The organism is Aeromonas sp. S11(2024) (genome assembly GCF_041402345.1).
Taxonomy (GTDB): domain Bacteria; phylum Pseudomonadota; class Gammaproteobacteria; order Enterobacterales; family Aeromonadaceae; genus Aeromonas; species Aeromonas veronii.
The window spans coordinates 1-25,922 of the sequence record NZ_JBGLRC010000017.1; the positions used below are offsets into that span (position 1 = coordinate 1).

General features: G+C 60.7%; 19 protein-coding genes. 12 read left to right on the forward strand and 7 right to left on the reverse strand.

Annotated features, from left to right (window positions below):
- Window positions 1–528: 528 nt before the first annotated feature.
- Both ACB040_RS14045 and ACB040_RS14050 read right to left on the reverse strand, forming a co-directional pair.
- On the reverse strand, window positions 529–3,663 hold the full coding sequence (locus tag ACB040_RS14045; RefSeq protein WP_371155265.1) for a multidrug efflux RND transporter permease subunit: 3,135 nt from the start codon (window positions 3,661–3,663) through the stop codon (window positions 529–531).
- A 15-nt stretch (window positions 3,664–3,678) separates the two neighbouring features.
- Window positions 3,679–4,836, reverse strand: a complete 1,158-nt coding sequence (locus tag ACB040_RS14050; protein ID WP_371155267.1) for an efflux RND transporter periplasmic adaptor subunit — start codon at window positions 4,834–4,836, stop codon at window positions 3,679–3,681.
- Between the two features lie 157 nt (window positions 4,837–4,993).
- Between ACB040_RS14050 and ACB040_RS14055 the strand changes: the two genes are divergently transcribed.
- The 3 genes from ACB040_RS14055 to ACB040_RS14065 all read left to right on the forward strand — a co-directional run bounded on the left by ACB040_RS14055 (window position 4,994) and on the right by ACB040_RS14065 (window position 11,114).
- A complete protein-coding gene (locus ACB040_RS14055) occupies window positions 4,994–5,722 on the forward strand; it encodes a response regulator (protein WP_371155269.1) in 729 nt (242 codons plus the stop codon).
- Window positions 5,719–6,804 (forward strand): ATP-binding protein, encoded by a 1,086-nt coding sequence (locus tag ACB040_RS14060; RefSeq protein ID WP_371155271.1) that lies wholly within the window; start codon window positions 5,719–5,721, stop codon window positions 6,802–6,804. Before ACB040_RS14055 ends, ACB040_RS14060 begins: the two co-directional genes overlap by 4 nt.
- 434 nt (window positions 6,805–7,238) lie before the next feature.
- A complete protein-coding gene (locus tag ACB040_RS14065) occupies window positions 7,239–11,114 on the forward strand; it encodes an SNF2-related protein (protein WP_371155273.1) in 3,876 nt (1,291 codons plus the stop codon).
- Between the two features lie 155 nt (window positions 11,115–11,269).
- Here ACB040_RS14065 and ACB040_RS14070 read toward each other — a convergent pair whose 3' ends face one another.
- Entirely contained in the window at window positions 11,270–12,163 is an 894-nt protein-coding gene (locus ACB040_RS14070) for a DNA replication terminus site-binding protein (RefSeq protein ID WP_335844533.1), read from the reverse strand.
- Between the two features lie 523 nt (window positions 12,164–12,686).
- On the opposite strand from ACB040_RS14070, the gene ACB040_RS14075 reads away from it, so the two are divergent.
- Both ACB040_RS14075 and astE read left to right on the forward strand, forming a co-directional pair.
- Window positions 12,687–12,896 carry a DUF1127 domain-containing protein gene (locus tag ACB040_RS14075; RefSeq protein WP_005337823.1) on the forward strand — a complete coding sequence of 70 codons (210 nt, stop codon included), beginning with the start codon at window positions 12,687–12,689 and terminating at the stop codon, window positions 12,894–12,896.
- A gap of 294 nt (window positions 12,897–13,190) precedes the next feature.
- Window positions 13,191–14,216 carry a succinylglutamate desuccinylase gene (gene astE, locus ACB040_RS14080; protein ID WP_158109377.1) on the forward strand — a complete coding sequence of 342 codons (1,026 nt, stop codon included), beginning with the start codon at window positions 13,191–13,193 and terminating at the stop codon, window positions 14,214–14,216.
- 160 nt (window positions 14,217–14,376) lie between these two features.
- Here the strand turns inward: astE and ACB040_RS14085 are convergent, their stop codons facing one another.
- Window positions 14,377–15,930, reverse strand: coding sequence for a LysM peptidoglycan-binding domain-containing protein (locus ACB040_RS14085; RefSeq protein WP_144715138.1), 1,554 nt, complete (start codon window positions 15,928–15,930; stop codon window positions 14,377–14,379).
- 70 nt (window positions 15,931–16,000) lie between these two features.
- A complete protein-coding gene (gene gloB, locus ACB040_RS14090; protein WP_371155276.1) occupies window positions 16,001–16,765 on the reverse strand; it encodes a hydroxyacylglutathione hydrolase in 765 nt (254 codons plus the stop codon).
- 72 nt (window positions 16,766–16,837) lie between these two features.
- On the opposite strand from gloB, the gene ACB040_RS14095 reads away from it, so the two are divergent.
- Entirely contained in the window at window positions 16,838–17,560 is a 723-nt protein-coding gene (locus tag ACB040_RS14095; RefSeq protein WP_371155278.1) for a methyltransferase domain-containing protein, read from the forward strand.
- On the opposite strand, the gene rnhA is transcribed toward ACB040_RS14095, so the two are convergent.
- Window positions 17,548–18,012, reverse strand: a complete 465-nt coding sequence (gene rnhA / locus ACB040_RS14100) for a ribonuclease HI (protein WP_005353268.1) — start codon at window positions 18,010–18,012, stop codon at window positions 17,548–17,550. The two genes, ACB040_RS14095 and rnhA, sit on opposite strands and share 13 nt — an antisense overlap.
- A gap of 79 nt (window positions 18,013–18,091) precedes the next feature.
- On the opposite strand from rnhA, the gene dnaQ reads away from it, so the two are divergent.
- On the forward strand, window positions 18,092–18,826 hold the full coding sequence (dnaQ, locus tag ACB040_RS14105; protein WP_368192291.1) for a DNA polymerase III subunit epsilon: 735 nt from the start codon (window positions 18,092–18,094) through the stop codon (window positions 18,824–18,826).
- Window positions 18,823–20,088 carry a TIGR03503 family protein gene (locus tag ACB040_RS14110; protein WP_371155343.1) on the forward strand — a complete coding sequence of 422 codons (1,266 nt, stop codon included), beginning with the start codon at window positions 18,823–18,825 and terminating at the stop codon, window positions 20,086–20,088. Before dnaQ ends, ACB040_RS14110 begins: the two co-directional genes overlap by 4 nt.
- Before the next feature lie 93 nt (window positions 20,089–20,181).
- Here ACB040_RS14110 and ACB040_RS14115 read toward each other — a convergent pair whose 3' ends face one another.
- Complete coding sequence (locus ACB040_RS14115; RefSeq protein WP_371155345.1) at window positions 20,182–21,699, reverse strand: HD domain-containing phosphohydrolase; 1,518 nt, start codon at window positions 21,697–21,699, stop codon at window positions 20,182–20,184.
- Window positions 21,700–22,023: 324 nt separating this feature from the next.
- On the opposite strand from ACB040_RS14115, the gene ACB040_RS14120 reads away from it, so the two are divergent.
- The 4 genes from ACB040_RS14120 (at window position 22,024) to ACB040_RS14135 (ending at window position 25,867) form a co-directional block, all read left to right on the forward strand.
- Window positions 22,024–22,827: a siderophore-interacting protein gene (locus ACB040_RS14120; RefSeq protein ID WP_371155281.1), complete on the forward strand. Its 804-nt coding sequence runs from the start codon at window positions 22,024–22,026 to the stop codon at window positions 22,825–22,827.
- 175 nt (window positions 22,828–23,002) lie between these two features.
- The gene (locus ACB040_RS14125) at window positions 23,003–24,019 is read left to right on the forward strand and encodes an iron ABC transporter permease (protein WP_139433513.1); all 1,017 of its coding nucleotides are present in this window, start codon (window positions 23,003–23,005) and stop codon (window positions 24,017–24,019) included.
- A 7-nt stretch (window positions 24,020–24,026) separates the two neighbouring features.
- On the forward strand, window positions 24,027–25,064 hold the full coding sequence (locus ACB040_RS14130) for a FecCD family ABC transporter permease (protein ID WP_371155283.1): 1,038 nt from the start codon (window positions 24,027–24,029) through the stop codon (window positions 25,062–25,064).
- Window positions 25,064–25,867 carry an ABC transporter ATP-binding protein gene (locus ACB040_RS14135; RefSeq protein ID WP_371155285.1) on the forward strand — a complete coding sequence of 268 codons (804 nt, stop codon included), beginning with the start codon at window positions 25,064–25,066 and terminating at the stop codon, window positions 25,865–25,867. The genes ACB040_RS14130 and ACB040_RS14135 overlap by 1 nt, the downstream gene beginning before the upstream one ends.
- Window positions 25,868–25,922: the final 55 nt, after the last annotated feature.

Here is a 25,922-nt window from a genome sequence, read left to right on the forward strand (position 1 = left end):
CCGCGCAAATGCTTGGGATTTAAACAGCCACAGGTGGTTTTTGACGAACTTCTGAAAGCAGCCTGATTTTTAATCGGGAATTGCACTTCGAAGTTGAATTCGCGACCACCTTTCCCGATTTTGAGGTAAAGACCATCACCGTCATTGGTCATGCCAGGTACACCCGCTTTACACAGACCATCGACAGTTCTCGCTGTTATCTTCCCCATACTTACCTCCACTCAAGCCAGTTCAATAGGTTGGGAGGGGGGTAAAATTCCAGCCCATACTGGATTCATATCTCACCAGCCCATACTCCAGCCCATACTTTAGCGCCGGATTTGAGGGGAATCTATCGGAATGGATTGGAACGTTTGAATTGTATCTGTAAGCTTTATATGGGGTTTTTGTGGAAGTGTACGGCATGAGTGGGAACGTATTTTGGAGGACTGTCTCTCCGCCACATACCAAGCCCAACCTATTGAATAGGTTGGGCTTTTTCTGTTGGTGATGTGCTAAGGAATTATCCGGCTGCCTGTGTATCTGTGGTCATCGAGCCGGGTTAATGCTGTTGGATGCTCGCCGTGCCTGCCAGGAGTGCAGGCGCTGCTGCGCCCCGATGATGAAGACAAAAAAGACCGGTACAAAGAAGATGGCCAGCAGGGTGCCGCTGATCATGCCGCCAAACACGCCGGTGCCGATGGCATGCTGGGTCTCCGCGCTGGCGCCACTGGCGAGCATCAAGGGCACCACCCCGAGGGTGAAGGCCAGCGAGGTCATCAGAATGGGGCGCAGGCGCAGGCGGGCAGCAGTGACAGCCGCATCAAGCAGCGAGCGCCCTTCGCTGTGCAACTGGCGCGCAAACTCCACGATGAGGATGGCGTTCTTGGCCGACAGACCGATGATGGTGATCATGCCTACTTTAAAGAAGACGTCGTTGGGCATGCCGCGCAGCATCACGGCCGCGACGGCACCGAGCAGGCCCAGCGGCACCACCAGCATCACCGAGAGCGGGATCGACCAGCTCTCGTAGAGTGCCGCCAGCACCAGGAAGACCACCAGCGCCGACAACAGCATCAGCAGGGGGGCCTGCTCGGCCGACTGGCGCTCTTGTAACGACTGTCCCGTCCAGGCCAATGCGAAGCCTGGCGGCAATTGCGCCACCAGACGCTCCATCTCCGCCATCGCCGCTCCGCTGGAGATGCCGGGCGCGGCCCCTCCGGCAATACGCACGGCAGGGAAGCCATCGAAGCGCATCATCTGTTGCGGCGATTCGCGCCATTCCGGTGTCACCACCTCCCGCAGGGGGACCATGCCGCCGCTGGCATTGCGCACCCGCAGGCCGAGCACATCATCGAGCTGCATGCGCGCCGACGCGTCGGCCTGCAGAATGACCTGCTGCATGTGCCCGCCGTTGGGGAAGTCGTTGACGTAGAGCGACCCCATTGCGGCCGACAGGGTACTGCTCACGCTGGCGAACGAGAGTCCCATGGCTTCGGCCTTTTGTCGGTTGATCTCGAGGTGAATGCTCTCGCCGGGAGGCAGATTGTCGGGATACACATCACTGACTACCTGGCTTTTGGCGGCCAGTTCCAGCAGTTGGGTCTGAGCGGCCAGCAGCGCGGCTTCCCCCCTATTGGCCCTGTCTTGCAGGAACAGGGTGAAGCCGGAGGCGGTGCCCAGCTCGTCGATGGCGGGCGGCAGCAGGCTCATTACCGTGCCTTCAGGAATATTTGCCATGGCTGCTTGTGCCAGATCTGCCTCTTCGGCTGCCGTGGCACCATGACGCTGATCCCAATCTTTGAGCATGGTGAAGGCCATGGCGGCATTGGGGCCTGCGCCGGAGAAGCTGAAGCCCTGCACCACCAGGTTGGTGTCCAGCGCCTCGCGAGAGGCGACGTGAGCCTCGAAGGCCTTGACCACCTCAAGAGTACGCTCGCTGGTGGCGCCGGTTGGCAGCTGGATGGAGGTCATGAAGTAGCCCTGATCCTCGTCCGGCAGGAAAGAGGAGGGCAGCTGGGCGGCGGCGATGGCCAGTACGGCGCAGAGGGCGGCAAAGGTTGCCATCATCCGTCCGCTGCGCCCGACCAGCCGGGTTACCCGCGCACCGTAGCCTGCCGTGAACCGCTCGAAACCCCGGTTGAAGGCACCGAAGAAGCCGCGCTTCTCATGATGATCCGGACTGACCGGACGCAGCAAGGTGGCGCAGAGCGCAGGCGTCAGGGTCAGGGCGAGGAAGGCCGAAATGAGGATCGACACCGCCATCGACAGGGTGAACTGCTGGTAGATGACCCCCACCGAGCCGCTGCCAAACGCCATGGGGAGAAACACCGCCGTGAGCACCAGGGTGATGCCGATCACCGCACCTGTGATCTCCTTCATGGCTTGCGACGTTGCCTCCTTGGGCGAGAGCCCCCGGGTGGCCATCAGGCGCTCGACGTTCTCTACCACCACGATGGCGTCGTCGACTATGATGCCGATGGCCAGCACCATGCCGAACATGGTGAGGGAGTTGATCGAAAAACCTGCCAGCAGCATCACCGCGAAGGTGCCAAGCAGAGCGATGGGGGCGACGATGGCCGGGATCAGGGTGTAGCGCAGGTTCTGCAGGAAGAGAAACATCACCAGAAACACCAGCACCATGGCTTCCAGCAGGGTGTGGATCACCTTTTCGATGGAGACCTTGACGAAGGGGGCCGAGTCAAAGGGGATCGAATAGGCCATGCCCGCCGGCAGGGTGGGGGCGAGCTGGGCGAGACGGGTGCGCACCGCATCTGCGGTACGCACGGCGTTGGCGCCGGGGGATAGCTGGATGGCGGCGCTGGTGGCGGCCACGCCGTTCTCCCGGTTGGAGAAGGCGTAGGATTGCGCCCCCAGCTCGACCCGGGCGACATCACCCAGCACAAGCTTGGCGCCATCACCACCGGCTCGCAGCACGATGGCGGCGAATGCCTCGGGGGTTGTCAGCTGCCCTTGAACCGTGAGGGGAACTGTTAGGCGCTGCCCCGGCAGGGCGGGTTCGTCACCGAGACGTCCCGGTGCAATCTGGATGTTCTGCTGCTCGATGGCCTGCGCCACCTCGCTGATGGTCAGCCCGTAGGCGGCGAGTTTGGCCGGATCTACCCAGATGCGCATGGCCTGTTCGGCGCCGAACAGTTGCACCCGCCCCACACCATCGATGCGGCGCAACTCCTGCACAATATTGCGTGCCATGTAGTCGTTGAGGGCAACCTCATCGAAGCGGCCATCCGGTGAGGTCATGCCGACCATCATCAGAAAACCGGATGAGGCGGACTCCACCTGCAGGCCGGTTTGCCGCACCGCTTGTGGCAAGCGAGGCTCGACCGCCTTGATGCGGTTTTGCACGTCCATCTGGGCCAGCTCCGGATCGGTGCCCGGCTTGAAGGTGGCAGTGATCTGCGCGCTGCCCGAGGCGTCCACCGACGACTCGAAGTAGAGCAGGTTCTTCACTCCCGACAGCTCGCGTTCGATAAGGCTCACCACCGCATCGTTCAGGGTCTGCGGTGTGGCGCCCGGATAGGCGGCATAGAGGGTCACCGACACCGGCGCCACCGAGGGATAGCGGGAGATGGGGAGCTTGGGGATGGCGATGACCCCTGCCAGCACTATGAACAGGGCGATCACCCAGGCAAACACCGGGCGATGAATAAAAAACTGCGGCATGGATAACTCTCCGATTCAGCGAATGCCACCGTCAGCCGGTTGGCTGACAGCGGGTGCTTGCCAGGGGGAGGCAATGATCTGAACCCCCGGGGTCAGACGGTCGATCCCTTCGATCACCACCTGTTGCCCGGCACTGAGCCCGGACGCGATGCGGTACTGGCTACTCACCAGTTCAGCGGTGTTGACCGGAACCAGTTGTGCCTGCCCCTGGCCATCCATCACCCACACGCTGCTCTGACCCGAGGTGCGAACTACCGCCTGCTGGGGCACGGTCAGGGCGTTGGCATAGCGGGCCCGGGGGATGCGTGCCTGCACATAGAGGCCGGGCAACAGCCGCCTCTCGGGATTGTCCACCAGCACCCGCAGCAGCACGTCGCCGGTTCCGGCATCGACCTCGATGCCGGAGAAGAGGATGCGCCCCTGCATGCCCAGCGGTGTGCCATTGCTGCCGAGGATCTCCACCGCCAGTTCCGGTGCCGTTGAGCCAGCCTGCTGGCGCAGGGATTCCAGCACCGAGGCCGGTTGACGCACATCGACGTAGACCTGATCGATCTGCTGTATTCGGGCCATGGGTGTGGCATCGGTGGGGGACACCAGGGCTCCTTCACTCACCAGCGCCTGATCGATGCGCCCGGCGATGGGGGCCTCCACGCTGGCAAATTGCAGGTTCAGCTGGTGCCGGGCCAGGGTCGCCCTGGCCTGGGCTACATCGGCGGCCGCCTGATCCCGCTGGGAGACCGCATCGTCATAGGTCTGGCGGCTGATGGCGTCGGTGCGCAGCAGCGGCTGCAGGCGCTCAATCTGGATGCGGGCGCGGGCCAGCACGGCCTCGGCCCGTTGCAATGCGGCGGCGGCGCTGTCGACATCGGCCTTGAAGGGGGCCGGGTTTATCTGGAACAGCACTGTGCCTGCGCTGATCTCGGCGCCCTGCTCGAACAGGCGGCGCTGTACGATGCCGCTGATCTGGGCGCGAATGTCGGCGCTGCGCAGTGCCGCTACCCGGGCGGGCAGATCCTCGCTGATGACAAGCTCCCGACCAGTCAGAGTCAGCACCGACACCTGAGGAGGGGCGGGAGCCTCCTGCTCTTGCGGCGCGACATCGCAACCCGCCAGCCCGAATGCGGCAATGACGGCGAGCAGGGCGCCCGCATACCGCTGTTTTACAAACCTCATCCACTCACCTCGTTAAACCGTCTCTCCGGTGTGATGTGACCGAAGAGTGCATCGAGCGGCCATTATGGCGAGGGGCTATTGCGAATGATTCGAGGCTTTGTGGAGAATCCATGGAGGCGATGATAAAGTTCAACGCCACCTTTTTTCGAGTCCGACTATGTCCCATCTCAATGCTCCCGCCAGCCCGGCGGGCCAGTCACTGGTACTGATTGCAGAGGATGAAGCCGAGATCGCCGACATCCTCGCCGCTTACCTGCAACGTCATGGCTTGCGCTCCCTGCACGCCGCCGATGGCCGTGAAGCGCTGGCCATGCATCAGGCATTCAAACCCGATCTCCTGCTGCTGGATGTACAGATGCCGCAACTGGATGGCTGGCAGGTGCTCAGCGAGATCCGGGCGCGCGGCGATACGCCGGTGATCATGTTGACCGCCCTCGATCAGGATCTCGACAAGCTGATGGGGCTGCGCATGGGGGCGGATGACTATGTGGTCAAACCCTTCAATCCGGCCGAAGTGGTGGCGCGAGTGCAGGCCGTGCTCAGGCGCACCCGGGCCGTGACGCCAGCCACGGCGAATGTGCTGCGGGTCGGCCAGTTTCAGATCGATCTGGAGAGCCACGAGGCCAGCATTTTCCGCGATGACCAGCAGCAGGTGCTGGAGCTGACCCTGACCGAGTTCAAGTTGCTCGCCTCTTTGATGCGGGCGCCGAAACGGGCGTTCAGCCGCGCCGAACTGCTGACTCACTGCTTGCCGGAGGGGGATACCCAGGAGCGTACGGTGGATAGCCACATCAGCAAGTTGCGCAAAAAACTGGAGACACACGGCATTCAGGGGGTCCCCGCCAGTGTCTGGGGCGTTGGCTATCGCTTCGGGGGCGATGCATGAAATCGGCGCCCGGCCTTCGCAGGCAGATCATCCGCTCTCTGGGCTTGATGACGCTTGGTATCATCTCCCTCGCGGTGATCGGCACCTATGTGTTTTATGGCATCGCCGTGGCGTTTGTGCCGGGCAGCATCTCCGAGACCTGGGTGCCCTCCAGAGTCGAGATGATCTGGATCGGCTCCACCATTCTCATTGCATTGGGGATGGCGCTGTACGTGGCGGTGCGCCTCTCTCGCCGCATCCTGACTCCCCTCAACTCGGTGGCAACCAGCCTGCGCGAGGTGGCCGAGGGTAAACTCGATGCCCGCGTGCCGGAGGATGAGCAGGCGATCGGGGAGACGGCGCAACTGGTGCGCGACTTCAACGCCATGGCCGAGCGGCTGCAGAGCATGACCCGCGAGCGGGAGTTCTGGAATGCCGCCATTGCCCACGAGTTGCGCACTCCGGTGACCATTTTGCGCGGCCGTTTGCAGGGGCTGGCTGAAGGGGTATTTCCTCCCAGCAGCGAACTCTTCGAGGGATTGCTGCGCCAGGTCGAGGGGCTCAATCACCTGATCGAGGATTTGCGGGTATTGAGCCTCAACGACAGCGGCCATCTGGAGTTACAGCGGACCGAGGTCAGGCTGGCCGACGAGCTTGCCGTGGTGCTTGAGGCGTTTGCCAGCCCTCTGGCGGCGAGCGGATTTGTGTTGCAGCGGGAGCTCGATAGCGAACTTCATGTTTGCTGCGATCTGTTTCGTATCCGTCAGGCTCTGATGGCGCTGTTGGAAAATGCCCAGAAGCACGCGCTGCCGGGCCTGCTGACCGTGCGGCTGTATCGCTCGGAGAGTGTGTGTGTCCTGAGTGTGGAAGATGAGGGGCCAGGCATCAGCGAGGAGATCGCCGCCTGTATCTTCGATGCGTTTCGTCGCGGAGATCCATCACGCTCGCGCAAGAGCGGCGGTAGCGGGCTCGGACTCGCAGTGGTCAAGGCGATTGCCGAGGCGCACGGTGGCAGCGCGGTTTGCCAAGCTACCGGGCGGGGAGGGAGCCGCTTCGTGCTCTCCTGGCCCATCTCGGCCATCTCCGGTTGCCCTGAAACCTAGCCTGCGGGTGGCAGGTTCTGATGAAGCTATACAGCTGACAGCTGCCCGCACAGGGGCGTTCGACAAGCGACCGTTATAGGGTGTTCTACCGCTTGTGCCGGGTGAGCAGGAGGGGCTTGGGACATGGCTCATTTGGCGCGAAATCACGGTTTTTTGCCGTCAAAAATTGAAACCGTTTTCAGAAATCCTTTTCAACTGTGATCCGCTTCAAAGCTTTTTCGGGCGCCAACCTCTAGCATTGGCTCCACGAATTAGGGGCTAGCGCTCCCGATTTTCCCGCTGTGGGAGGTAACCGGATGATCCGGCTATTTCCTTCGTTACTTTCGACGGTCATCATGGATGGCCGTTTTTTTTTGAGTTATTTCACGGTAAAGGGTCGAGCCGCTGGCGCTTTACCGTTAAAATTCCGCTTTTGCACTTGCCCGTGAGTCTTGATGTCTGCGTCCACCCTCTCTTCGGATAGTTATGCCCTGCTCGCCACCCTGCAATTGCAGCGCGTTGCCAGTACCCGTTTGCTGCAAGAACAACTGGCGATAGGCCATGCCCTGATCGATAAACTGACCCGACTGCAGGATGCGGGGCTGGTCAGATTGCGCGGGGAGCAGCAGTGGAGCCTGACCGCCGAGGGGACGCTGGCGCTGATCCTGGGGGTGCGTGCCGGTCTCTGCCCGGCGCCGGACTGGAGCCGGGTGCCCTCATTGACCGGGCAGGATCTTACCCATGCGGTGGTGCGCGAGCTCTGCCGCGGCAAAGCGGGGGAGATCCCCACCTATTTCTCGGCCAGCGATCTGCTGACCTTGCTCGATACCCCGGACGCTCACCAGTTGCTGGCGGGCTCCAGCCCCGCCTGGCAGCAAATGTTGCTGGAGCACTTCTCGCTGCAACTCTTGCTCGATGCCCCCTATGAAGAGCGCTGGCCGCTGGCCAATGCGCTGGTGCGCTGTGCCCCCGAGGTGCAGGCCCGGGCCAAAGCGTTCGAGGCGGAGTGGCGCTGGCTCTGCGGGGATGGCGAGAGCACATCGCCAACCGGCGAGGACAAGGATGCCGCCCCCGGCTGGCCAGCCCTGCAGGCGCTGGCCCAGCAGAACCAGAGCGGCCCGCTTGGCGAGCGACTGCTCACCGCGCTGGGCCAGTGGCAGGCAACCGATGAGGGTGAGGCGGGCCAGTGGCCCCGTTCATTCAGCGCCCTGCTCTGGCTTGGCTGGTTGCAGCAGGCCGATCCCGTCATCGCCAGCGAACAGCGCAAGAAGTGGCAGCGCAGTCTGACTGGCCAGTTCCCCCTGCTTGCCGATCTGCTCAGCCAGTGGGCGGGCGATCGCCACGGTCAGGCGGTTGGCCTGTTCGATACCCTGCAACTGCCGGTGGAGGAGCTCCACTGGGGCTATCTCTGGCTCGATCTCTGCGCGCTGGCCCGTCACGGTGCCCAGAGCCCGCAGGTGGCCATGTTGCACAAGTGGGATCTCTCCCATCTGCTCGATGCCGAACCCCATCATCGCCTGATGGCCTTTTGTCAGGATCTGCTGCGCATCTTGTTGGGCGAGGCGGCCAAAGGGGCGCCCCTGTGCCAACTGCGCGGCAGTGAGGAGAGTGCGCAAGAGGGCAGTGACGAGCAGGATGATGACGGGGACGAGGATAAAACCGCGGCCTCTGCCAGCTGGCTCAACTGGTTGCAGGGGCTGGGACGCTCCAGTGGCGTACGCAAGCCGCAAGAGCGGTTGGTGTGGCTGCTCCATGCCGACGGCCCCGAGCTGGAGTGCAAGATCCAGAAGCTGAGTACCAAGGGGGAGTGGACCGCCGGTCGCCGGGTCGATCCGGCCCTGCTCTCTACCCAGTATGCCGCCATGCTCGATGAGCACGACTGGGCACTGGTTCGCACCCTGCCACGGGTGATGGGACGACTGCCGCGGGATGTCTGGGCGCCGCTGGCCGATCACCCCCGTTTGTTCAACGCCAAGGGGCAAAAGCTGCAACTGGCCATCAGTGCACCCCTGCTGCAGGTGGTGGCCACCGAACAGGGGATGAGCGCGCAGCTCTGCCCCGATGCGGCCGCTCGCGGGGCCCATATCATGCCGCTGGCGCAGGATCTGTGGCAGCTCATCCTCACCCCGCAGCCGCTGCTCGACCGCTTGCCAGCGCTCGAATCCATCCCGCTGTTGCCCGCCGAGGGGCTGGCCGAGCTGCAACGCACCCTGGACGCCATTCCCGAGCTGCCCTGGCACAGTCAGGTTGCGGGGCTGAGCGGCAACGCCGAACTGGCTCCCTGGCCGGGCATTCCTTCGGTGCAACTGGATTGGCAGGATGGTCAGCTGTCGGTCAAGCTGGTGACCCGCTTTGAGGATCTGCCGCCCCAGCCCCTTGGCAAGGGGGAGGCGATCGTGCGGCAGGGGATCAAGGCGTACCACTACTGGCAGCGGGATCTCGGGGCCGAGAAGCTGCAGGCCCAGTTGCTGCGCAATCAACTGCCCATCGGCCTGCCCGGCAGCGAGTGGCTGCTGCAGGGGGAACAGGCGCTGGCGCTGGTCAATGCCCTGCCCGAGCTGGTGGACGCCGGTGTGGTCATTCACTGGCATCAGGACAGCGCCCGTCTCAAGAGCCTCGATGAAGCGGCTCTGAGCCTGCGCATCGAGCGGCGGCAGGACTGGTTTCAGGTCGAAGGGGCACTGGCGCTCGATGAGCACCAGATCCTCGACCTGCGCCTTATTCTGCGCCAGATGACCCCGGGGCAGCGCACCGTTCAGCTCGATGAGAAGACCAGCCTGATGCTGAGCGACAAGCTGGTAGAGCGGCTCACCATGCTGGGGGCCATGCTCGATGAAGAGCAGCGCATCAACAACAAACTGGCCTATCCGCTCACTCGCCTGCTCTCGGTCATTACCACCGAAGGGGATGCGGCGTGGCAATCCCTTCAGCAGGAGTGGCAGCAGGAGGTCGATTGCCCGGACGAGCTGCTTACCTCCCTGCGGGACTATCAGAAAGAGGGGGTGCGCTGGATGGCGACCCTGGCCCATCACGGTTTTGGTGCCTGTCTGGCCGATGACATGGGTCTGGGCAAGACGCTGCAGGCGCTTATCGTGCTGCGGATGCGCCAGCATCTTGGCCCAGCGCTGGTGGTGGTGCCCAAGTCAGTGGTCACCAACTGGCAGGAGGAGGTGGCCCGTTTCGCCCCCGAACTGGATGTGGTGGTGTTCGAGAACCCGGCCGAGCGGGAGGGGATCATTCGCGAGGCCAAGGCCGGTCAGGTGATCCTCATCAACTACGGCATGCTTGGCAGCCTGGCGGAGGCGCTCAAGTCCCGCCGCTGGTCCAGCATGGTGCTCGATGAGGCGCAGCAGATCAAAAACGCCGGCACCCAGCGCGCCAAGCTGTTGTTCCAGCTCGACGGCGATTTTCGCCTCGCCCTCTCCGGTACCCCCATCGAGAACCATCTGGGGGAGCTGTGGAGCCTTTTTACCTTTATCAACCCGGGGCTGCTCGGCAGCCTTGGCGAGTTTAAGCGTCGCTTTGGCAAGGCGGTCAAGGATCCCCAGCACATGGCGCTGCTGCGGGCGGTGATCAGCCCCTTTATCCTGCGTCGTCTCAAGCAGCAGGTGCTGACCGAGCTGCCGGACAAGACCGAGATCATTCACCACATCAGCCTCTCCCCTGAGGAACGTCAGCTCTACGAGGCGACCCGGCGGGAAGTGGTGCAGCAGGTGCAAAGCGCCGATGGTCGCGCCCTGATGCATGTACTGAGTGGCCTGACCCGGCTGCGCCGTCTCTGCTGCTCACCGGAGCTGGTGATGCCCGAGTGGTCGCAAACCAGCAGCAAGCTGGACGAGGCGATTGCCCTGCTGGAAGAGGCGATCGACGGTGGTCATCGGGTGCTGGTGTTCAGCCAGTTCGTCGATCTGCTGAGTCTGTTGCGGGCCCGCATCGAGCAGAAGTCCTGGGACTACTGCTATCTGGATGGGGGCTGCTCCGCCAAGTCCCGTCAGGACTCCATCCTGCGTTTTCGTCACGAGGAGGTGCCGCTGTTCCTCATCAGCCTCAAGGCGGGGGGGACCGGCCTCAACCTCACCCAGGCCGATACCGTGCTGCACCTCGATCCCTGGTGGAACCCGGCGGTGGAAGATCAGGCGAGCGATCGGGCGCACCGGATGGGCCAGACCCAGCCGGTGACCGTGTACCGGCTGGTGTGCGAGCAGACGGTGGAGGAGAAGATCGTCGCTCTGCACGACGAGAAGCGGGCGCTGGCCGATGGCCTGCTGAGCGGCCAGTCCGAGGTGCGCGGGCTGGATGTGGAGAGCCTGCGGGCCCTGCTGATGGGCTGATTGGCGACGCCACCTTTCATACCGCCTATCGAGACAGAAAAGGGGAGAACATCCAGAGATGTTCTCCCCTTTCTCGTTTGGGACGCAGATATGGGGTACTCGTTTATCGCGGCAAGGCGGCCCAGCTATCCCTGATCCAGCTATCCCTGATCCAGTCACCCCTGATAGAGATAGAGGTGCAGCCGCTCGATGATGGGCTCACCTCCAATCTTGCGATCTCGCCGCGCCTGCCGGCTCTTGGGGGGATAGTTGCCCAGATGGGTGACCGCGGGCGGGGTATCCGAGCAGAGCAGCAGAGGCAGGCTCGCCTTGATCTGCTGCTTGCGCGGGGTGCGCTCCAACCAGAGCAGGTTGATCATCGGGTGGGTCTTGACCGGGCGGCGGATCCGCAGCTCGGCATCGGCGGGCAGACGGCGAATGTCGTACACCTCCTGATCCACCATCTTGCTCCACTCCTCGTTGTTGGAGAGGGCCGGTATATAGCGGCGGCTGCGCTCCAGCATCTCAAGCACCTGCTCGCGACTTAGGCGATTGATGGTCTGCTTGTCAGCCCAGGTAAAGCCAAGGGATTGCAGCTCCCCTGCCAACAGGGTCAGTTTGCGGTAGACCTGCAAGGTGATCACTCCGGGCAGGGCGGTATGTACCAGCTCGAACTTCTCGTCCCGTCCCCCCGCCTGCTGCACCAGTGCCTTGAAATCGAGCTTGTGCTGGTTGATTTGGTCGATCAGCGGTTGCAGCAAAGGGGCTGCGGCGGCAGGAAAGCGCAACCAGCCGGGCAGCCGATGAGTCGCCTTGGTGGAGCAGCCGGGACGGGCGCTGTGGTCCCGATAAGCGGCGAGGGTGGCCGCCAGCGCGGCTTCACCGTTGAGATAGCCCACCTCAATTTGCTCGATCGGGTCGTGCTCTTCCCCCTGTGGCACCGGGGGGAGGGGATAGACATGGGCCTCCTGCAGATCGAGTTGGCCAAGCAGATCGGCCAGCTGCTTGAGAGAGGCTTCAATGGCGGCCATCTGTTGACGCAGGGCGGCGGTCGGGGTAAAGGTATCCATCGATGATCCTGTGGTTTCATCCGCCTCTGACGGCATAAACGATGGCGTCAGGGCAGGGGAGTAAACTACTGTATAAATAACCATACCAGTATGCCGATTGCGCGCCAAGAGGGGCGTTTTCGGGTCTTCATCGAGGGAGCTGCGCGGGAGGAAAAGTAAGTTTTTTTTATGTTTCATTGTGTTAATTTAAGATCACAAAGAGATCGCAGAATTAACAATCGAATGTAATGACAGGGTTGCCACCCATGGCACGTCCATTGGCGAGTGCATAGACAATGCGGTAAATTGCATATGTAAGGTGGTGCCATGCAGCACAATATGCTGCGGGCCGTTGATGGTCGAATATTGACTAAATTATTCTTTATAAATCAAAGTATTAAAATTGTATCAGTCAGTTTTTTACTATTAGTTTTCCTAATGTAAAGTATCAAAATTCGTCAATTGAGTCGGCCCTGCTCCCTGACTAAGCTTTGCGCATCAAATAAAGCCCAGTGCGTAAACAAATATTCAGAGGAGCCACATCATGGCCAACATGACTTATACCGAAACCGGTTACCAGCATTCCAGCCAATTGAATCTGGTTGCTCGCGTTAAAATGACCGTTCTGACCTGGCTGGAGCGCAGCCGCAGCCGTCGCCAGCTCTCCGAGCTGCCCGAGTACCTGCTCAAAGACATCGGCCTGAACGAAGCTGACCGTTATCAAGAGACCACCAAGCCGTTCTGGCGTGGTTGATCAGCCGGGCATGGATGCCTTGTTTTTCTGCTGATCCGTTTTCTGCTTTGCCCCTGTGGCGCCCGGCCATCAAGCGGGTAATAGTCTGTTTTATCTCCCCCGTTTTCCCCCTGTTGTGCGTTGATCCTCTTTCCTCTTCTCTTTATTTCACATTGCTATAGCACCTCGCTGTCGTCGCTCGATTGTTATCACAATTGTGTTGTTAATGTTTGAATTTGTTTAAAAAACGATTTTAAGCCGCGATGCCTTGCGTATAATCCGGCCATAGTATTCCAGCGCAAGAGGGTGAGACGGATGATTCCCCAGCACGATTTTTTGGCCTTGACCCGCAGCCATGAGTGGCAGCTTGAGCCCTTTGAATTTACCCTGCCCGATGGTGCGCGGGTCAGCGTCTGGGATACGGGCGTACTCTGTCTGGAGCCTGCCAGCGGCGCGGGCGGCCAGCCGGGAGGGCGCAAGGATATCGTCCTCTCCTGCGGCATCCACGGCAACGAGACCGCCCCCATCGAGATCTGCAACCAGCTGCTGAGCCGTCTGCTCTCAGGCGAGCTGAGCGCCCGTCATCGGGTGCTGTTCCTGTTTGGCAATCCGGCGGCGATGAATCTGGGATTGCGGGAGGTGGAGGAGAACATGAACCGGCTCTTCTCCGGAGCCCACAGCAAGGGAGAGGGGCTCTGCAATCGGGAGCGGATCCGCGCCATGCGCCTCGAGCAGTATGTGAGCCGCTTCTTTGCCGATCCGGCTCGTCCCCGTTACCACTACGACCTGCACACCGCCATTCGCGGTTCGCGCCACGAGAAGTTTGCCGTCTACCCCTTCCCCCACGAGCGGCCCCACTGCCGCGAGCAGGTGCAGTTCCTCGGCGCCTGCGGGGTGCGTACTATTCTGCTCTCCGCCAGCCCGACCACGACCTTCAGCTACTACAGCTCCCGCCAGCATGGTGCCCACGCCTTTACGGTGGAGTTGGGCAAGGTGCGCCCGTTTGGCGAGAACGATATGACCCGCTTTATCGAAACCCGCCAAGCGCTGCAAGAGCTGGTCACTCAGGATGAGGTGGCGCTGGAGCCGTGGCGGGCGGATGATTTCACCCTGTTTGCCATCGATCGGGTGATCACCAAAAAATCGGAGCAGTTTCGCTTCCTGTTTGCCAGCGATGTGGACAACTTCACCGAATTCCCCCAAGGGTTCGTGCTGGCCGAGGATGGTGAGCTGCGCTACACGGTCGAGAAGCCGCGTGAGGCGGTGGTCTTCCCCAATGCCAATGTGGCGATCGGTCAGCGCACCGTGCTGATGGTGGTGCCGACAAGGCTCTGGGAATAGCGGTGATAGTTTTGCCTGCAGAGCGGTGATGCATCCGCAGGTGGCGCCAAGCCATTGTTTTCGTCGGAGGCTCAGACACAGCAGCGGTTAGCCGCAGTAATAAAAAACGGGGCCAGTCAGATGACTGGCCCCGTTTTTTATCGGGTTCAAGTGGTGTGGCTTAGCTGTTGTTCTTCACAAACAGGGTCAGCTCCTGACCGGGCTTGAGGTAATCCCCTTTATCCAGCTGGTTCCAGCGCATCACATCGTTGATGGCCACCTGGAAGCGAGCCGCGATGGAGGAGATGGAGTCGCCACGGCGAACCTGATACACCATCGATTTGTCGCTCTTCTTCCCTTGCTTGGGATAGACCACCAGCTTCATGCCTGGCTTGAGCGCCGACTTGGCATTCAGACCGTTCCACTTGGCGAGCTCTTCGTGGGAGACGCCGTGTGCCTGGCTGATGCTCCACAGGTTGTCACCCGAGCGCACCTTGTAGCTGACTTTGGCCTTCTGGCTGCTGCCACGGCTTGCCAGCTGTTGCGGTTTGCTGGCGGAGCTGGCCTTGCTGCTGACCTGACCGTGGGTCGGGATCACCAGTTGCTGACCGCGACGCAGGTTGTTGCTGCGCAGATTGTTGGCCAGCTTCAGCTCGTTCACGCTCACGCCATGATTCTGGGCAATGCGCGACAGGGTATCGCCACTGGTGACCTGATAGGAGCGGGTACGAATACGCTCGCTCTTGGGCAGATCGGCCAGTGCCAGCTCCAGGGTATCGGCATACTCTACCGGTACCAGCAGGCGGTAAGGGCCACGGGGCGACATCACGCCACGGCTCAGGGCCGGATTGACCTCCTTGAGCTGTGACGTGCGCAGACCGGCCAGTTGGGCGGCCACATTCAGATCGATCTGGCTGCCGGTCTCCACCACTCGCAGCTTCGGCTCGTTGGCGAGCACCGGCAACTTGATATTGTATTTGTCAGCATTGCTGATCATGTCAGCCATGGCGAGGATCTTGGGCACATACATCCGGGTTTCCCGGGGCAGATCGAGCGACCAGTAGTCGGTCGGTTTGCCTGCGCGCTGGTTACGCTGGATGGCGTTGCGCACCCGTCCTTCACCGGCATTGTAGGCGGCCAGCGTTTGCAGCCAGTCACCGTCAAAAAAGCGGTTCAGGTATTCCAGATAGTCGAGCGCCGCATTGGTGGAGGCCAGCACATCGCGCCGTCCGTCATACCAGTTGTCGTGGCGCAGACCGAAGTTTCTGCCTGTCGCTGGCACAAACTGCCACAGACCGACGGCATTGCTGCGGGATCGGGCATGGGGATCAAACATGCTCTCGATCATCGGGACAGTAATAAGCTCCATTGGCAGCTCACGCCGTTCAATCTCCTCTACCATCAGATAGAGGTAGGGTTCAGCCCGGCTGGCAATGGTCGCCAGATGCTTATCATTGCGCAACAGCCACTCACGTTGCTGGCGGATGCGCGGATTGTCCGGAGTTTCCAGTTGCATATCATCGCTGATACGCACCCACAGATTGTCCGTATCTTCCATTTCGTCCAGCTGTTCATCGCCAAACAGGAAATGGGAAGAGTGTTTTTTATGCGCTTTTTTCTTGACCTGGGGGGACTTGATCGGCTCGATTGCCGTTAGCGCCCGGTCATCCTGATGGCTCAGGTTTTGGCAGCCGCTGAGCAACAGCGCTGCCAATAAGGCCGTTCGTACCTTCATCTCGTTCCGGTCATTTTTAGGAAAAACAGCTCGCATCATAAGGGGCAATGGCCCCCTGATCAAGGTTTGTTCAAAAAACGTCCTTCCACTGACGCAGGATGGTGAAGGTATCTACCGGATTTTCCACGCATTTTAGCCCATGCTTTTCAGCAGAAAATTTCACTGAATCCTGTTCGCATCTCAGAAAAATGTTGAAAGTGCGTTCGTCACCCAGCCGGGTTGGCAGGCTTGGCAGCCCTTGTTGCCGCAGTTTGCTGATCAGCCCGATCTGGCGGCGGATCGCCGGGTTGTCCGGCTCGACCGCATAGGCAAAACGCAGGTTGGAGAGTGTGTACTCGTGGGCACAATAAATGAGTGTCTCATCGGGCAGGGCGGCGAGTCGTTGCAGCGAGCGGTACATCTGCTCCGGCGTCCCTTCAAACAGGCGGCCACAACCGGCCGAGAAGAGGGTATCGCCACAAAAGAGCATGCCGTTGCCGTGGTAGGCGATGTGGCCGCGAGTGTGCCCGGGCACATGGATCACCTCGAGGGCGAGGCCGTGCCAGTTGATCTGATCGCCATCTTCCAGCCACTGACCGTGGTGATCCGGCATCGGGTCAAGTTTGGGGCCATAGAGCCGGGCGTGGGGGAAGTGGGCAAGCAGGTCGGTGACGCCCCCGACATGGTCGTGATGGTGATGGGTCAGCAGGATGGAATCGAGCACCAGCCCCAATGCCTCGAGCCGCTCCAGCACGGGGGCGGCATCGCCCGGATCGACCACCAGACAGTGATTTTCGTGGCGGATCAACCAGATGTAGTTGTCATTAAAGGCTGGAACTGTGATCACTGGATACATGAGTCTGCTTCTCTTTAGGGAGGGTATCTTATATAACAGGATGGCGTTCGAAACCCCGAGTTGAGCCCTATTATGCAGGTGGCACGTACCGAACAACAAATCGAGATCCCGACCAGCTGGTCTGCATTGCCTATGGGGGACTGGGTGGCGGCCGAGATCCAGGATCGGCTCGACAACTGGTGTCCCAATCTGTTTGGGTATCATCTGCTGAAAATTGGCGCTCTGAGCGCCGAACTCTCCTGCAAACGCTCCTCCATTCGTCACCAGATCGGGGTCGCCCCCAACGGGCGGCTGCTCGACATGTATGGCGACCCCCTCGATCTGCCGGTGCGGACCGGCAGCGTCGATGCCTGCCTGCTGGCTCACTGCCTCGATTTCTCCGCCGATCCCCACCAAGTGTTGCGCGAAGCCGAAAGAGTGTTGACCGACGATGGCTGGCTGATCATCAGTGGCTATAACCCCATGAGTCTGGTCGGGATCGGTCACTGTGTGCCGTTCTTGCGGCGCAGAATGCCCTGGTCGGCACGGATGTTCACCCCAGGGCGGGTGACGGACTGGCTGCATCTGCTGGGATGCGAGGTGATGTTCGACGAGCGCTTTGGTTATTCGTTTATGGGAAAACAGAGCTGGCACAGTTGGTGGCGAGAGAGTATCGGGCGGGATTATTGCAGGGCATTTGCATCGGTATACGTGATTGCGGCCCGTAAACGGCGCTTTCCACTGATCCCGGTGCGGCGGCGCTGGCAACTGCCAAAGTCCCTCGCCACACCGGGAATGGCCCGTCAGGGCTGGTAGCCGGTATCCTCGGCCAGATCCTTGCCGCAGGCGGCCTCTCTGGCCAGCTCGTCGCACCGTTCGTTCTCCGGGTGGCCGGAGTGACCCTTCACCCAGAGCCACTCAATCTGGTGGCGACCCACTTCCGCATCCAGCTCCTTCCAGAGATCGACGTTCTTGACCGGTTGGCGGTTGGCGGTCATCCACCCTTTCTTCTTCCAGCCGATGATCCACTGGGTGATCCCCTGGCGGACATACTGGCTGTCGGTAGTGAGGCGAACCTTGCACGGTTCGTTGAGGGTGCGCAGCCCCATGATGGCGGCCATCAGCTCCATCCGGTTATTGGTGGTCAACTTGAATCCGGCGGAAATCTCTTTGCGGTGCTTGCCGTAGACCATCACGGCCCCGTAACCACCCGGGCCCGGATTGCCGAGGCAGGAGCCGTCGGTATAGACATCAATCTGTTTTAACATGAGCAATCAATCTGTTTTAACATGAGGCTTGGGGTAAACTAGCGAGTAAGTAAAGCCGAAGTTTGACATAGATTGGATCATGAACACACCCCAACTGAATCGCCAGATCATTCTGGATACTGAAACCACAGGTATGAATACGGCGGGCGGCCCTGTCTATCTGGGGCACCGCATTATCGAAATCGGCTGTGTGGAGGTGATCAACCGCAAGCTGACCGGTAACCACTATCACGTCTATATCAAGCCTGATCGTCTGGTCGACCCGGAAGCGATCCAGGTGCACGGTATTACCGACGAGTTCCTGCGTGACAAACCGTCGTTCAGCCAGATTGCCGACGAATTCCTCGACTTCATCCGCGGCGCCGAATTGATCGCTCACAACGCACCGTTTGACGTGAGCTTCATGGACTACGAGTTCAGCAAGCTCGGACTCAACTTCAAGACGGCGGATATCTGCACCATCACAGATACCCTGGCGATGGCGCGGGATCTCTTCCCCGGCAAGCGCAACAACCTGGATGTGCTGTGCGATCGTTACGGTATCGACAACTCCCACCGTACCCTGCACGGGGCTCTGCTCGATGCGGAGATCCTGGCGGACGTCTACCTGCTGATGACCGGCGGTCAGACCAAACTCAATCTGGCCACCGAAAGCAACGAAAACGAAAGCAATCAGGACACCAGTATTCGCCGGTTAGAGAGCAACCGACCCGCCCTCAAGGTGGTGCGTGCCAGCGCCGAGGTTCAGGCCCTGCACGAGGCGAGACTGGATCTGGTAAATAAGAAAGGAGGAAGTTGTCTGTGGCGGCAATGAGCAAGTGGTGTGCCGGTCTGCTGTTGTTGCTCTCGCTAGGGGCGACAGCGACCGAGGTATTTGCCCCTTCCGATATTCCGCTGCTGGATAACCGCTTTCGCATCGATTACGGCGTGAAGGAGATCACCTTCATCATCAAGCGCAAGCCGGGCACCCCATCCGTGATCCTGGTTCGCCCCGATGGCAGCAAGCTTTACGTGGGCAAGGTCAAACCTGCCGATGTGGGTTGGCTGGCGCTGCCGGAGCATGATCTCATTACCCTGCGCAATCCCATGCCGGGCCCCTGGCAGGCGATTGGCGAGGTGGATCCCGACAACCGGGTGCGCATTCTCTCCGATATCCGGCTCGATATCGCCGCCCTGCCGATGCAGCTCTATCAGGGGGAGGTGGTCAAGCTCAAGGCGTGGTTGCTGATCAATGGCCAGCCACCGAAAGATAAATACTATCTCTCTGATTTTGGCATGACCGTCAAGCTGCAATCGTTCAGCGATGCCGATAAGAAAGAGGTCGTGCTGGATCAAGTACTTGGCCACTATCGCGATGATGGCAAGGGGCTCGACGAAGTGCCGGGCGATGGCATCATGACGGCGGAAGTGACGCTGCAGGATATTCCCGGTGGCAAGTACCGCGCCATGTTCAGCACGGGCAATCAGGTGTTTGTCCGTGCCCGTTATCAGGATGTGCTGCTTTACCCCTATCCGTTCAGTTATAACCTGGCACCGCCTTCGGATGAGCTGGGTGCCAAGCTCTCACTGCTAATCGACCGTGATGAGCTGGATCCCGCCTCCGTTGTGGTCAAGGGGAGTGTGACCAGCAATGTGGGCGGCCTCTACGAGTTCAGCGAGACCGCCAGCGACCCCAAGCTTGATATCGATCTTTCCAACATCAAGGAGGTCGGTCAGCATGAGGTGAAAGCAACCCTCTATGGCACCACTCGTCTCGGCCGTGAGCTGAAAATCGAGTTGCCGGTGAAAACCTTCAATGTCTTCCCGCCACCGCCGCCTCCTGTAGAGGTGGTGTCGGCCGCCGCACCGGCCTCCAGTGCCGAGGCGACCCATGAAGCCCCGGCAGAGGAGGAAATGGGCTGGCTGGTCTGGGCATTGGCGGGTGGTGGTGTGCTGCTGGCGGTATTGGGTGGGGTCGGGTTTGTGGTGATACAAAAACGGCGTGCCCTGAAGCGTGCTCTGGCCGCTGCGCAGGCCGAGAATCAGCAAGCCGGACAACCTGCCGCCAAGCTGGATCTCAATCTGCCAGAGCAGTAACCCTCGAACTGAAGTGGCGTGATGCCAGAGATAAAAAACCGCCCTGATAAGCAGGGCGGTTTTTTTTAGTTCATAAACAGAACAAGCTGGCTATCAGTGTTCGCCGATATAGACATCCTTGTTCTGCTCGCGGATCTCGAGGAACTTGTCCAGATTGGCCATCATCAGCTCGACCAGCTGGGGGTCGAAATGCTGCCCCTTCTCCTCTTCAATCAGGGCCAGCACCTTGTCCAGCGGCCACGCCTTCTTGTAGCAGCGATCCGAACCCAGGGCATCGAACACGTCAGCCAGCGCCACAATCCGCCCCTCCAGCGGAATATCGGCCCCCTTCAAACCGCGGGGATAGCCACTGCCATTCCATTTCTCATGGTGATTGCCAGCGATGGTGGCACCAATCTGAAACAGCGCCAGATCGCTGCCGGAGAGCATATCCTGCCCGAGCTGGGCGTGGGTTTTCATGATCTCCCACTCTTCCGGTGTCAGCTTGCCCGGCTTGTGCAAGATGGCATCGGGAATTCCCACCTTGCCAATGTCATGAAGCGGCGAGGCACGTTTCACCAGCTCGCTCTGCTCTTCGCTCATGCCCATCAGGTGGCAGAATTGTTCGGTATAGAGCGCGACCCGTTTGACGTGCAGTCCTGACTCTTTTGAACGGGTTTCGACTAGTTCGCCGATGCGATAGATGATCTCCCGCTGGTTGTCGGCGATCACCTCATTGAGCCGGATATTCTCCAGCGCCACTATGATGTTTTCGGTAAACAGGGTCAGCAGACTGGTATCGATCTGGCTGAGCTGGCGGGTGGTCTCGATGTGGAACAGCAGGTGGTGGCGAGGATTCTGGCAGTAGAGCACCATCTGGGTGGCGTTATAGACATTGCTGCGCTTGCTCATAGCCTGGCGCAGGATCTCCGGCGCGTCCGTGAGGTGCATGGCGGGATGGCCGGGGAGCAGGGGCTCCAATACTTGATCCTTCACCTCATAGGCGTATTGCTTGACGTCGTATATCTGGGTTTCCCCCAGATGGAGCAGGGCGCTGAGCTGCTCCTGAGCGCCTTCGACAAACTGGCGCAACGCCCGTTTCTCAAAGATCCCCTTGGAGGCTTCGATGACTTTTTCCAGCCCCTGACGGTTACTCTCCAGGGTGCGGATATCCCGATAGGATCGCAGGCTGGCCCGCAGCAGGGTGCGCAGCTTCTGGGAGGTGAGCTCGGTTTTATCCTTGTAGTCGTTGATGTCGTAGTTGGTTACCACGTCATCTTCCGGCGCCTGGCCGGGCTGGCCGGTACGCAACACGATGCGTACCATCTTGTTTTGCAGATCTTCACGGACGTATTTGACGACATCGAGGCCGGCGTGGTCGACCTCCATCACCACGTCCAGCAGCAACAGGGCAACGTCCGGGGTGGTGGCCAGCAACTCTTTGGCCTGCGCTGCGGAATAGGCATGCAGAAAATCGATGGGGCGATTGTCAAACTCGAATTTGTTCAAGGTGATTTTGGTGATGCGATGCACTTCAGGCTCATCGTCAACAATCATCACCTTCCAGCCCGCTTGCTGTGCGTCGGGGAGGGAGAGATCGTCATCATCAATAATCAGGATCTGGTCATCCATCATACAATCCTGTTTGGCATCCTGTGCTTACATTAACTGCTTCACTAAGGATAGGAAACTTATTGGGAAATAAAATTTGATCTCGAAAAACTATGGTCGAAATAAGCAAATGGAACCCTTTTTGACTATGGCGTTGTCGGGTTGCTTTCTTTGCCCAATCATGGAGCTAGCGTGCATAAAGCCTATGTCTGGATTGGGGTGTGGACGCCAGTGGTTGGGGATTTTTGAATCCAGCTTGTAGCTATTAGACGAGAAATAATCTTATTTGATAGTGATTCCTATTTGCGTGTAGCATGGGCGACACACTCAACGAGGAGCCCCATCGTGTCCCCATCTCTGCCTCCCAATCGTCCCCGTCTGCTGACTGTCAAAGCCATTACCCAGATCACCCCCCATTTGTGTCGCATCACCTTTGGTGGCAGCGAGTTGGCTGACTATCCCTTTACCTGCGGTGGGGCCCATATCAAGGTGATGCTGGCCCAGCCCCATCAGGTAGAGCCGGTGCTGCCTGCCATGACCCCGAGCGGCCCGCGCTGGAGTGACCCGGCTGACAAGCCGGTGATCCGCACCTACACCATCCGCGCGTTTCGCCGTGATGAGCAGGAAATTGATATCGACTTCGTGCTGCACGGTGACGGCGGGCCCGCCAGCGCCTTTGCTACCCATGCCAAGCCGGGAGAGAAGGTGATCCTCTCCGGGCCGGGTGGCCCCAACCCCATGCTGCAACCGGCCGATCACTACTGTCTGGTAGGAGATCTCGCCGCCTTGCCCGCCATCATGGCGATGTGTGAGGTGATGCCTGCCGAGGCCAGCGGGGAAATTGCGATTCTGGTGCCGGATCAGGCCGATGCTCAGCCGTTGACACTGCCGGTCGGGGTGCGCTGTCACTGGTTTGTCGGCGAGCCCGAGTCCAGTGGCCTGCTGGAGCATGTGATTGCTCTGCCGCTGGTGCGCGATGGTGGCTTCTTCTGGCTGGGTGGGGAAGAGGCGCTGGTGCTACCGCTGCGCCGCCATTTTCGTTCAGTGCTTGAGGTGGATCGCCAGTCGCTCTACGCCGTGCCGTACTGGCGCCGGGGCAAGAGTGAAGAGGCCTATCACCAGACCCGTCACGATGTGATGGATAATTAAGCGGATGCGAAAGAATACCTGATTCACCCTTGCAAATAAAAATGATTTGCATTTAGTATTGCGCCGTCTGGGTATTCGTCCGGGCGGCGTTTTTATTTCCGTTGACACAAGAGTGCCCTGTTTTCACGTCGGTTTGGCTGCATGTTGTCAGACCCAACGCAAGGAGTCGTAAAGGGTGGTTAAGTACCAGACCCCTCTGTTCTGGCTGGCATTGTTCCTTCTCTGCACGCTGTTTTGCCTCTCGCTCGCCACCGGGGCCGGCGTCTATGGTGCCCGCGAGGTGTTCGGCTACCTGATGGGTGACGCGCCTTGGGCGAGTGACGAGAAGCTCGCCATGGTGCTCAATACCTTGCGACTGCCGCGCACCCTCTGCGCCATGGTGGTCGGCGCCTCTTTATCTCTGGCTGCCTCCTTGTTGCAGAGCGCGACCCGCAACCCGCTGGCGGAGCCCGGCCTGCTGGGGGTCAACGCCGGGGCCGTCTTTGCGCTGGTGGTGGGGCTCACCTGGTTCGGGGTGGAGTCCGCCTACGGCTATCTGCTCTGGGCCGGCCTCGGCGCGCTGCTCGGCAACGTGATTGTGCTGGGGCTAGGCATGATGATTGGCCGCTCCAATCCGCTGAAGCTTATTCTGGTCGGGGTGGCGCTCTCCGCCACCTTCGGCGGTCTCTCCAGCTTTCTGCTGCTCTCCAACAAGATGGTGCTGGAGCAGTACCGCTTCTGGAACCTCGGCTCCCTGTCGGCGGCCAATCTCGATGCCATCATCGCCGTGCTGCCCTTCGTGCTGGCGGCGTTTGTCATCACCCTGCTGCTCTGTCGCCAGCTGACCCTGATGCAGATGGGGGACAGTCAGGCCCAGGCGCTGGGGATCCGCCCAAACCGGGTGCGAATTGGCGTGCTGTTGGCCGCCACCCTGTTTACCGCCAGTGCCATCGCCATCGCCGGCCCCATCGGCTTTGTCGGCTTTCTGGCCGCCTACTGTGGCCGACTGGTGGAACCGGTAAAGCTGTCGGTGCAGGTCTGTTTCTCCGCTCTGTTCGGCATGCTGTTTCTGCTGTTGGCCGACATTCTGGCACGCTGGCTGATCCAGCCGTTCGAGCTGCCAAACGGCGTCATTCTGGCCCTGATCGGTGCGCCTGTGCTGATCGCCATCGTTCATCGCGGGGGCTTTCGTACCCTGCTGACCGTCAAGTGAGGGGCTGATGCGTACACCTACCGATATGCTCTGCCTGCGGGCCGGCAACCGCTCTTTGCTGATCCATCTGCCAAGCTGGCGCTGGCTGGCTCTGCTGGCCATGGCGTTGCTGGCGCTGGCTCTGCTGGCCCTGAGCGTTGGCGGCGGCAAGCTTGGCTTGGCCGGGGTGGTCAACACCTTGCTGGGGGAGGGGACCCGGCTTGAGCAGCTCACCTTGTTCAAGATCCGGCTGCCGCGCATCCTTGGGGTGGTGGTGGCGGGGGCGGCCATGGGGCTCTCCGGCTGTCTGGTGCAGACGCTGGTGCGCAACCGGCTGGCCACACCCGATATGGTGGGGGTCAACAACGGGGCCTCTCTGGCCATCATCGTCTTCTCCCTCTACCTGACCGTGGGCAGCTGGCCCTGGTGGGCGGCACCTATCGGAGCCATCTTCGCGGCGCTGGTGCTCTATGCCCTCTGCCGCAAACCGGGTGAGCAGGGCTATCTGTTCGTGGTGATCGGCATCGGCCTCTCCGAGCTGTTCGAGGCGCTCGGTCAGTTTGTGATGTCCACCCAGGCCCTGCTGCACCTGAGCTCCCTCTATCTGTGGAATATGGGCAGCTTTATCGCCGTGGGTTACAGCACCATCACCCCTATCGCCATCCTGTTGCTGCTGCTATGCCCGTGGATCGTCTATCTCTCCCGCTCGCTGGCGGTGCTGCGCTTTGGTCCCGAGATGGCCAGAGGGCTTGGCATCAACGGCGATCGGGTACAACTGGGTATTCTGGCCCAGGCCATTCTGGTGGCGGCGCTCGGCACCGCCATCGGCGGCCCCGTGGTCTTTATCGCCATGGCGGCCCCCATTCTTGCCTCCTGGCTGGTGAAAGACCGGGTGGTGCCGCTCTGGCTGGCGGCGCTTAGCGGCGCCCTGCTGCTGCTTGCCAGCGATACCCTGGTCCGGGTGCTGGCCAGCCCTCACGAGGTGGCGACCGGTATCATGACCCGCATTCTCGGCGGCCTGTTGCTGCTGTTTCTTCTTGTTAACGATCGCCAGAGGGCTGACTGATGACGCTCACCGTAAATCGCCTCCACTTCGCCTATCAGCAGACCCCCATTTTGCGGGACATCTCTTTCAGTGTGCCGAGGGGCAAGCTGGTGGGGATCGTCGGCCCAAACGGCTGCGGCAAATCGACACTGCTCAAGCTGCTATCCGGCCAGATGAAAGCCCAACGCGGCGAGATCCTGCTCAAGGGCAAGCCGCTCGCCAGCTACCCCATGAAGGGGCTGGCGCGGGAGCTCGCCTATCTGCCCCAGCGGCCGACCCTGCCTGCCGGCATTCTGGTGGAGCAGTTGGTGCAGTATGGCCGTCACCCTCATCAGGGCTGGTTCAATCAGTGGGGTGAGGAAGATGCCCGCATGGTGCGTATTGCCTGCGAGCGGATGCAGCTTGAAAACATCTGGCAGCAGAGCGCAGCGTCCCTCTCCGGCGGGCAGGCACAGCGTGCGTGGCTGGCGATGATCCTGGCGCAGGACAGCGACATGGTGCTGCTCGACGAGCCCACCAGTGCCCTCGATATCGGTCACCAGACCGAGGTGATGGAGGCAATCCACCACATCACTGCCGAAGGCAAAACCGTGCTGCTGGTGATCCACGATCTGGCGATGGCGGCCCGCTACTGTGACGAGTTGATCGCCATCGGCGAGGGGACCATTGCTGCCATGGGCCCGGCCCGGGAGGTGGTGACCAAGGATCTAATCGACCGGCTCTACCAGACCAGTGTCGACATTCTGCATGCCCCCGGCGACGGGGCGCCCATTATCGTGCCCCGTCGCCACGAACATGGCCGCACCCTGCGTTCGGCGAGTTGAGTCATATGGACCTGCTCTGTGGGCCCACCGAGTGTATTCACGCGGCCGATTATCC

Coding starts and splice junctions, on each gene's coding strand:
- ACB040_RS14065 (WP_371155273.1), top strand. CDS start 7,239: ATGTCTGCGTCCACCCTCTCTTCGGATAGTTATGCCCTGCTCGCCACC.
- ACB040_RS14060 (WP_371155271.1), top strand. CDS start 5,719: ATGAAATCGGCGCCCGGCCTTCGCAGGCAGATCATCCGCTCTCTGGGC.
- ACB040_RS14075 (WP_005337823.1), top strand. CDS start 12,687: ATGGCCAACATGACTTATACCGAAACCGGTTACCAGCATTCCAGCCAA.
- astE (WP_158109377.1), top strand. CDS start 13,191: ATGATTCCCCAGCACGATTTTTTGGCCTTGACCCGCAGCCATGAGTGG.
- ACB040_RS14050 (WP_371155267.1), bottom strand. CDS start 4,836: ATGAGGTTTGTAAAACAGCGGTATGCGGGCGCCCTGCTCGCCGTCATT.
- ACB040_RS14070 (WP_335844533.1), bottom strand. CDS start 12,163: ATGGATACCTTTACCCCGACCGCCGCCCTGCGTCAACAGATGGCCGCC.
- gloB (WP_371155276.1), bottom strand. CDS start 16,765: ATGTATCCAGTGATCACAGTTCCAGCCTTTAATGACAACTACATCTGG.
- ACB040_RS14130 (WP_371155283.1), top strand. CDS start 24,027: ATGCGTACACCTACCGATATGCTCTGCCTGCGGGCCGGCAACCGCTCT.
- ACB040_RS14115 (WP_371155345.1), bottom strand. CDS start 21,699: ATGGATGACCAGATCCTGATTATTGATGATGACGATCTCTCCCTCCCC.
- ACB040_RS14110 (WP_371155343.1), top strand. CDS start 18,823: ATGAGCAAGTGGTGTGCCGGTCTGCTGTTGTTGCTCTCGCTAGGGGCG.
- ACB040_RS14085 (WP_144715138.1), bottom strand. CDS start 15,930: ATGAAGGTACGAACGGCCTTATTGGCAGCGCTGTTGCTCAGCGGCTGC.
- ACB040_RS14055 (WP_371155269.1), top strand. CDS start 4,994: ATGTCCCATCTCAATGCTCCCGCCAGCCCGGCGGGCCAGTCACTGGTA.
- ACB040_RS14095 (WP_371155278.1), top strand. CDS start 16,838: ATGCAGGTGGCACGTACCGAACAACAAATCGAGATCCCGACCAGCTGG.
- rnhA (WP_005353268.1), bottom strand. CDS start 18,012: ATGTTAAAACAGATTGATGTCTATACCGACGGCTCCTGCCTCGGCAAT.
- ACB040_RS14135 (WP_371155285.1), top strand. CDS start 25,064: ATGACGCTCACCGTAAATCGCCTCCACTTCGCCTATCAGCAGACCCCC.
- ACB040_RS14045 (WP_371155265.1), bottom strand. CDS start 3,663: ATGCCGCAGTTTTTTATTCATCGCCCGGTGTTTGCCTGGGTGATCGCC.
- dnaQ (WP_368192291.1), top strand. CDS start 18,092: ATGAACACACCCCAACTGAATCGCCAGATCATTCTGGATACTGAAACC.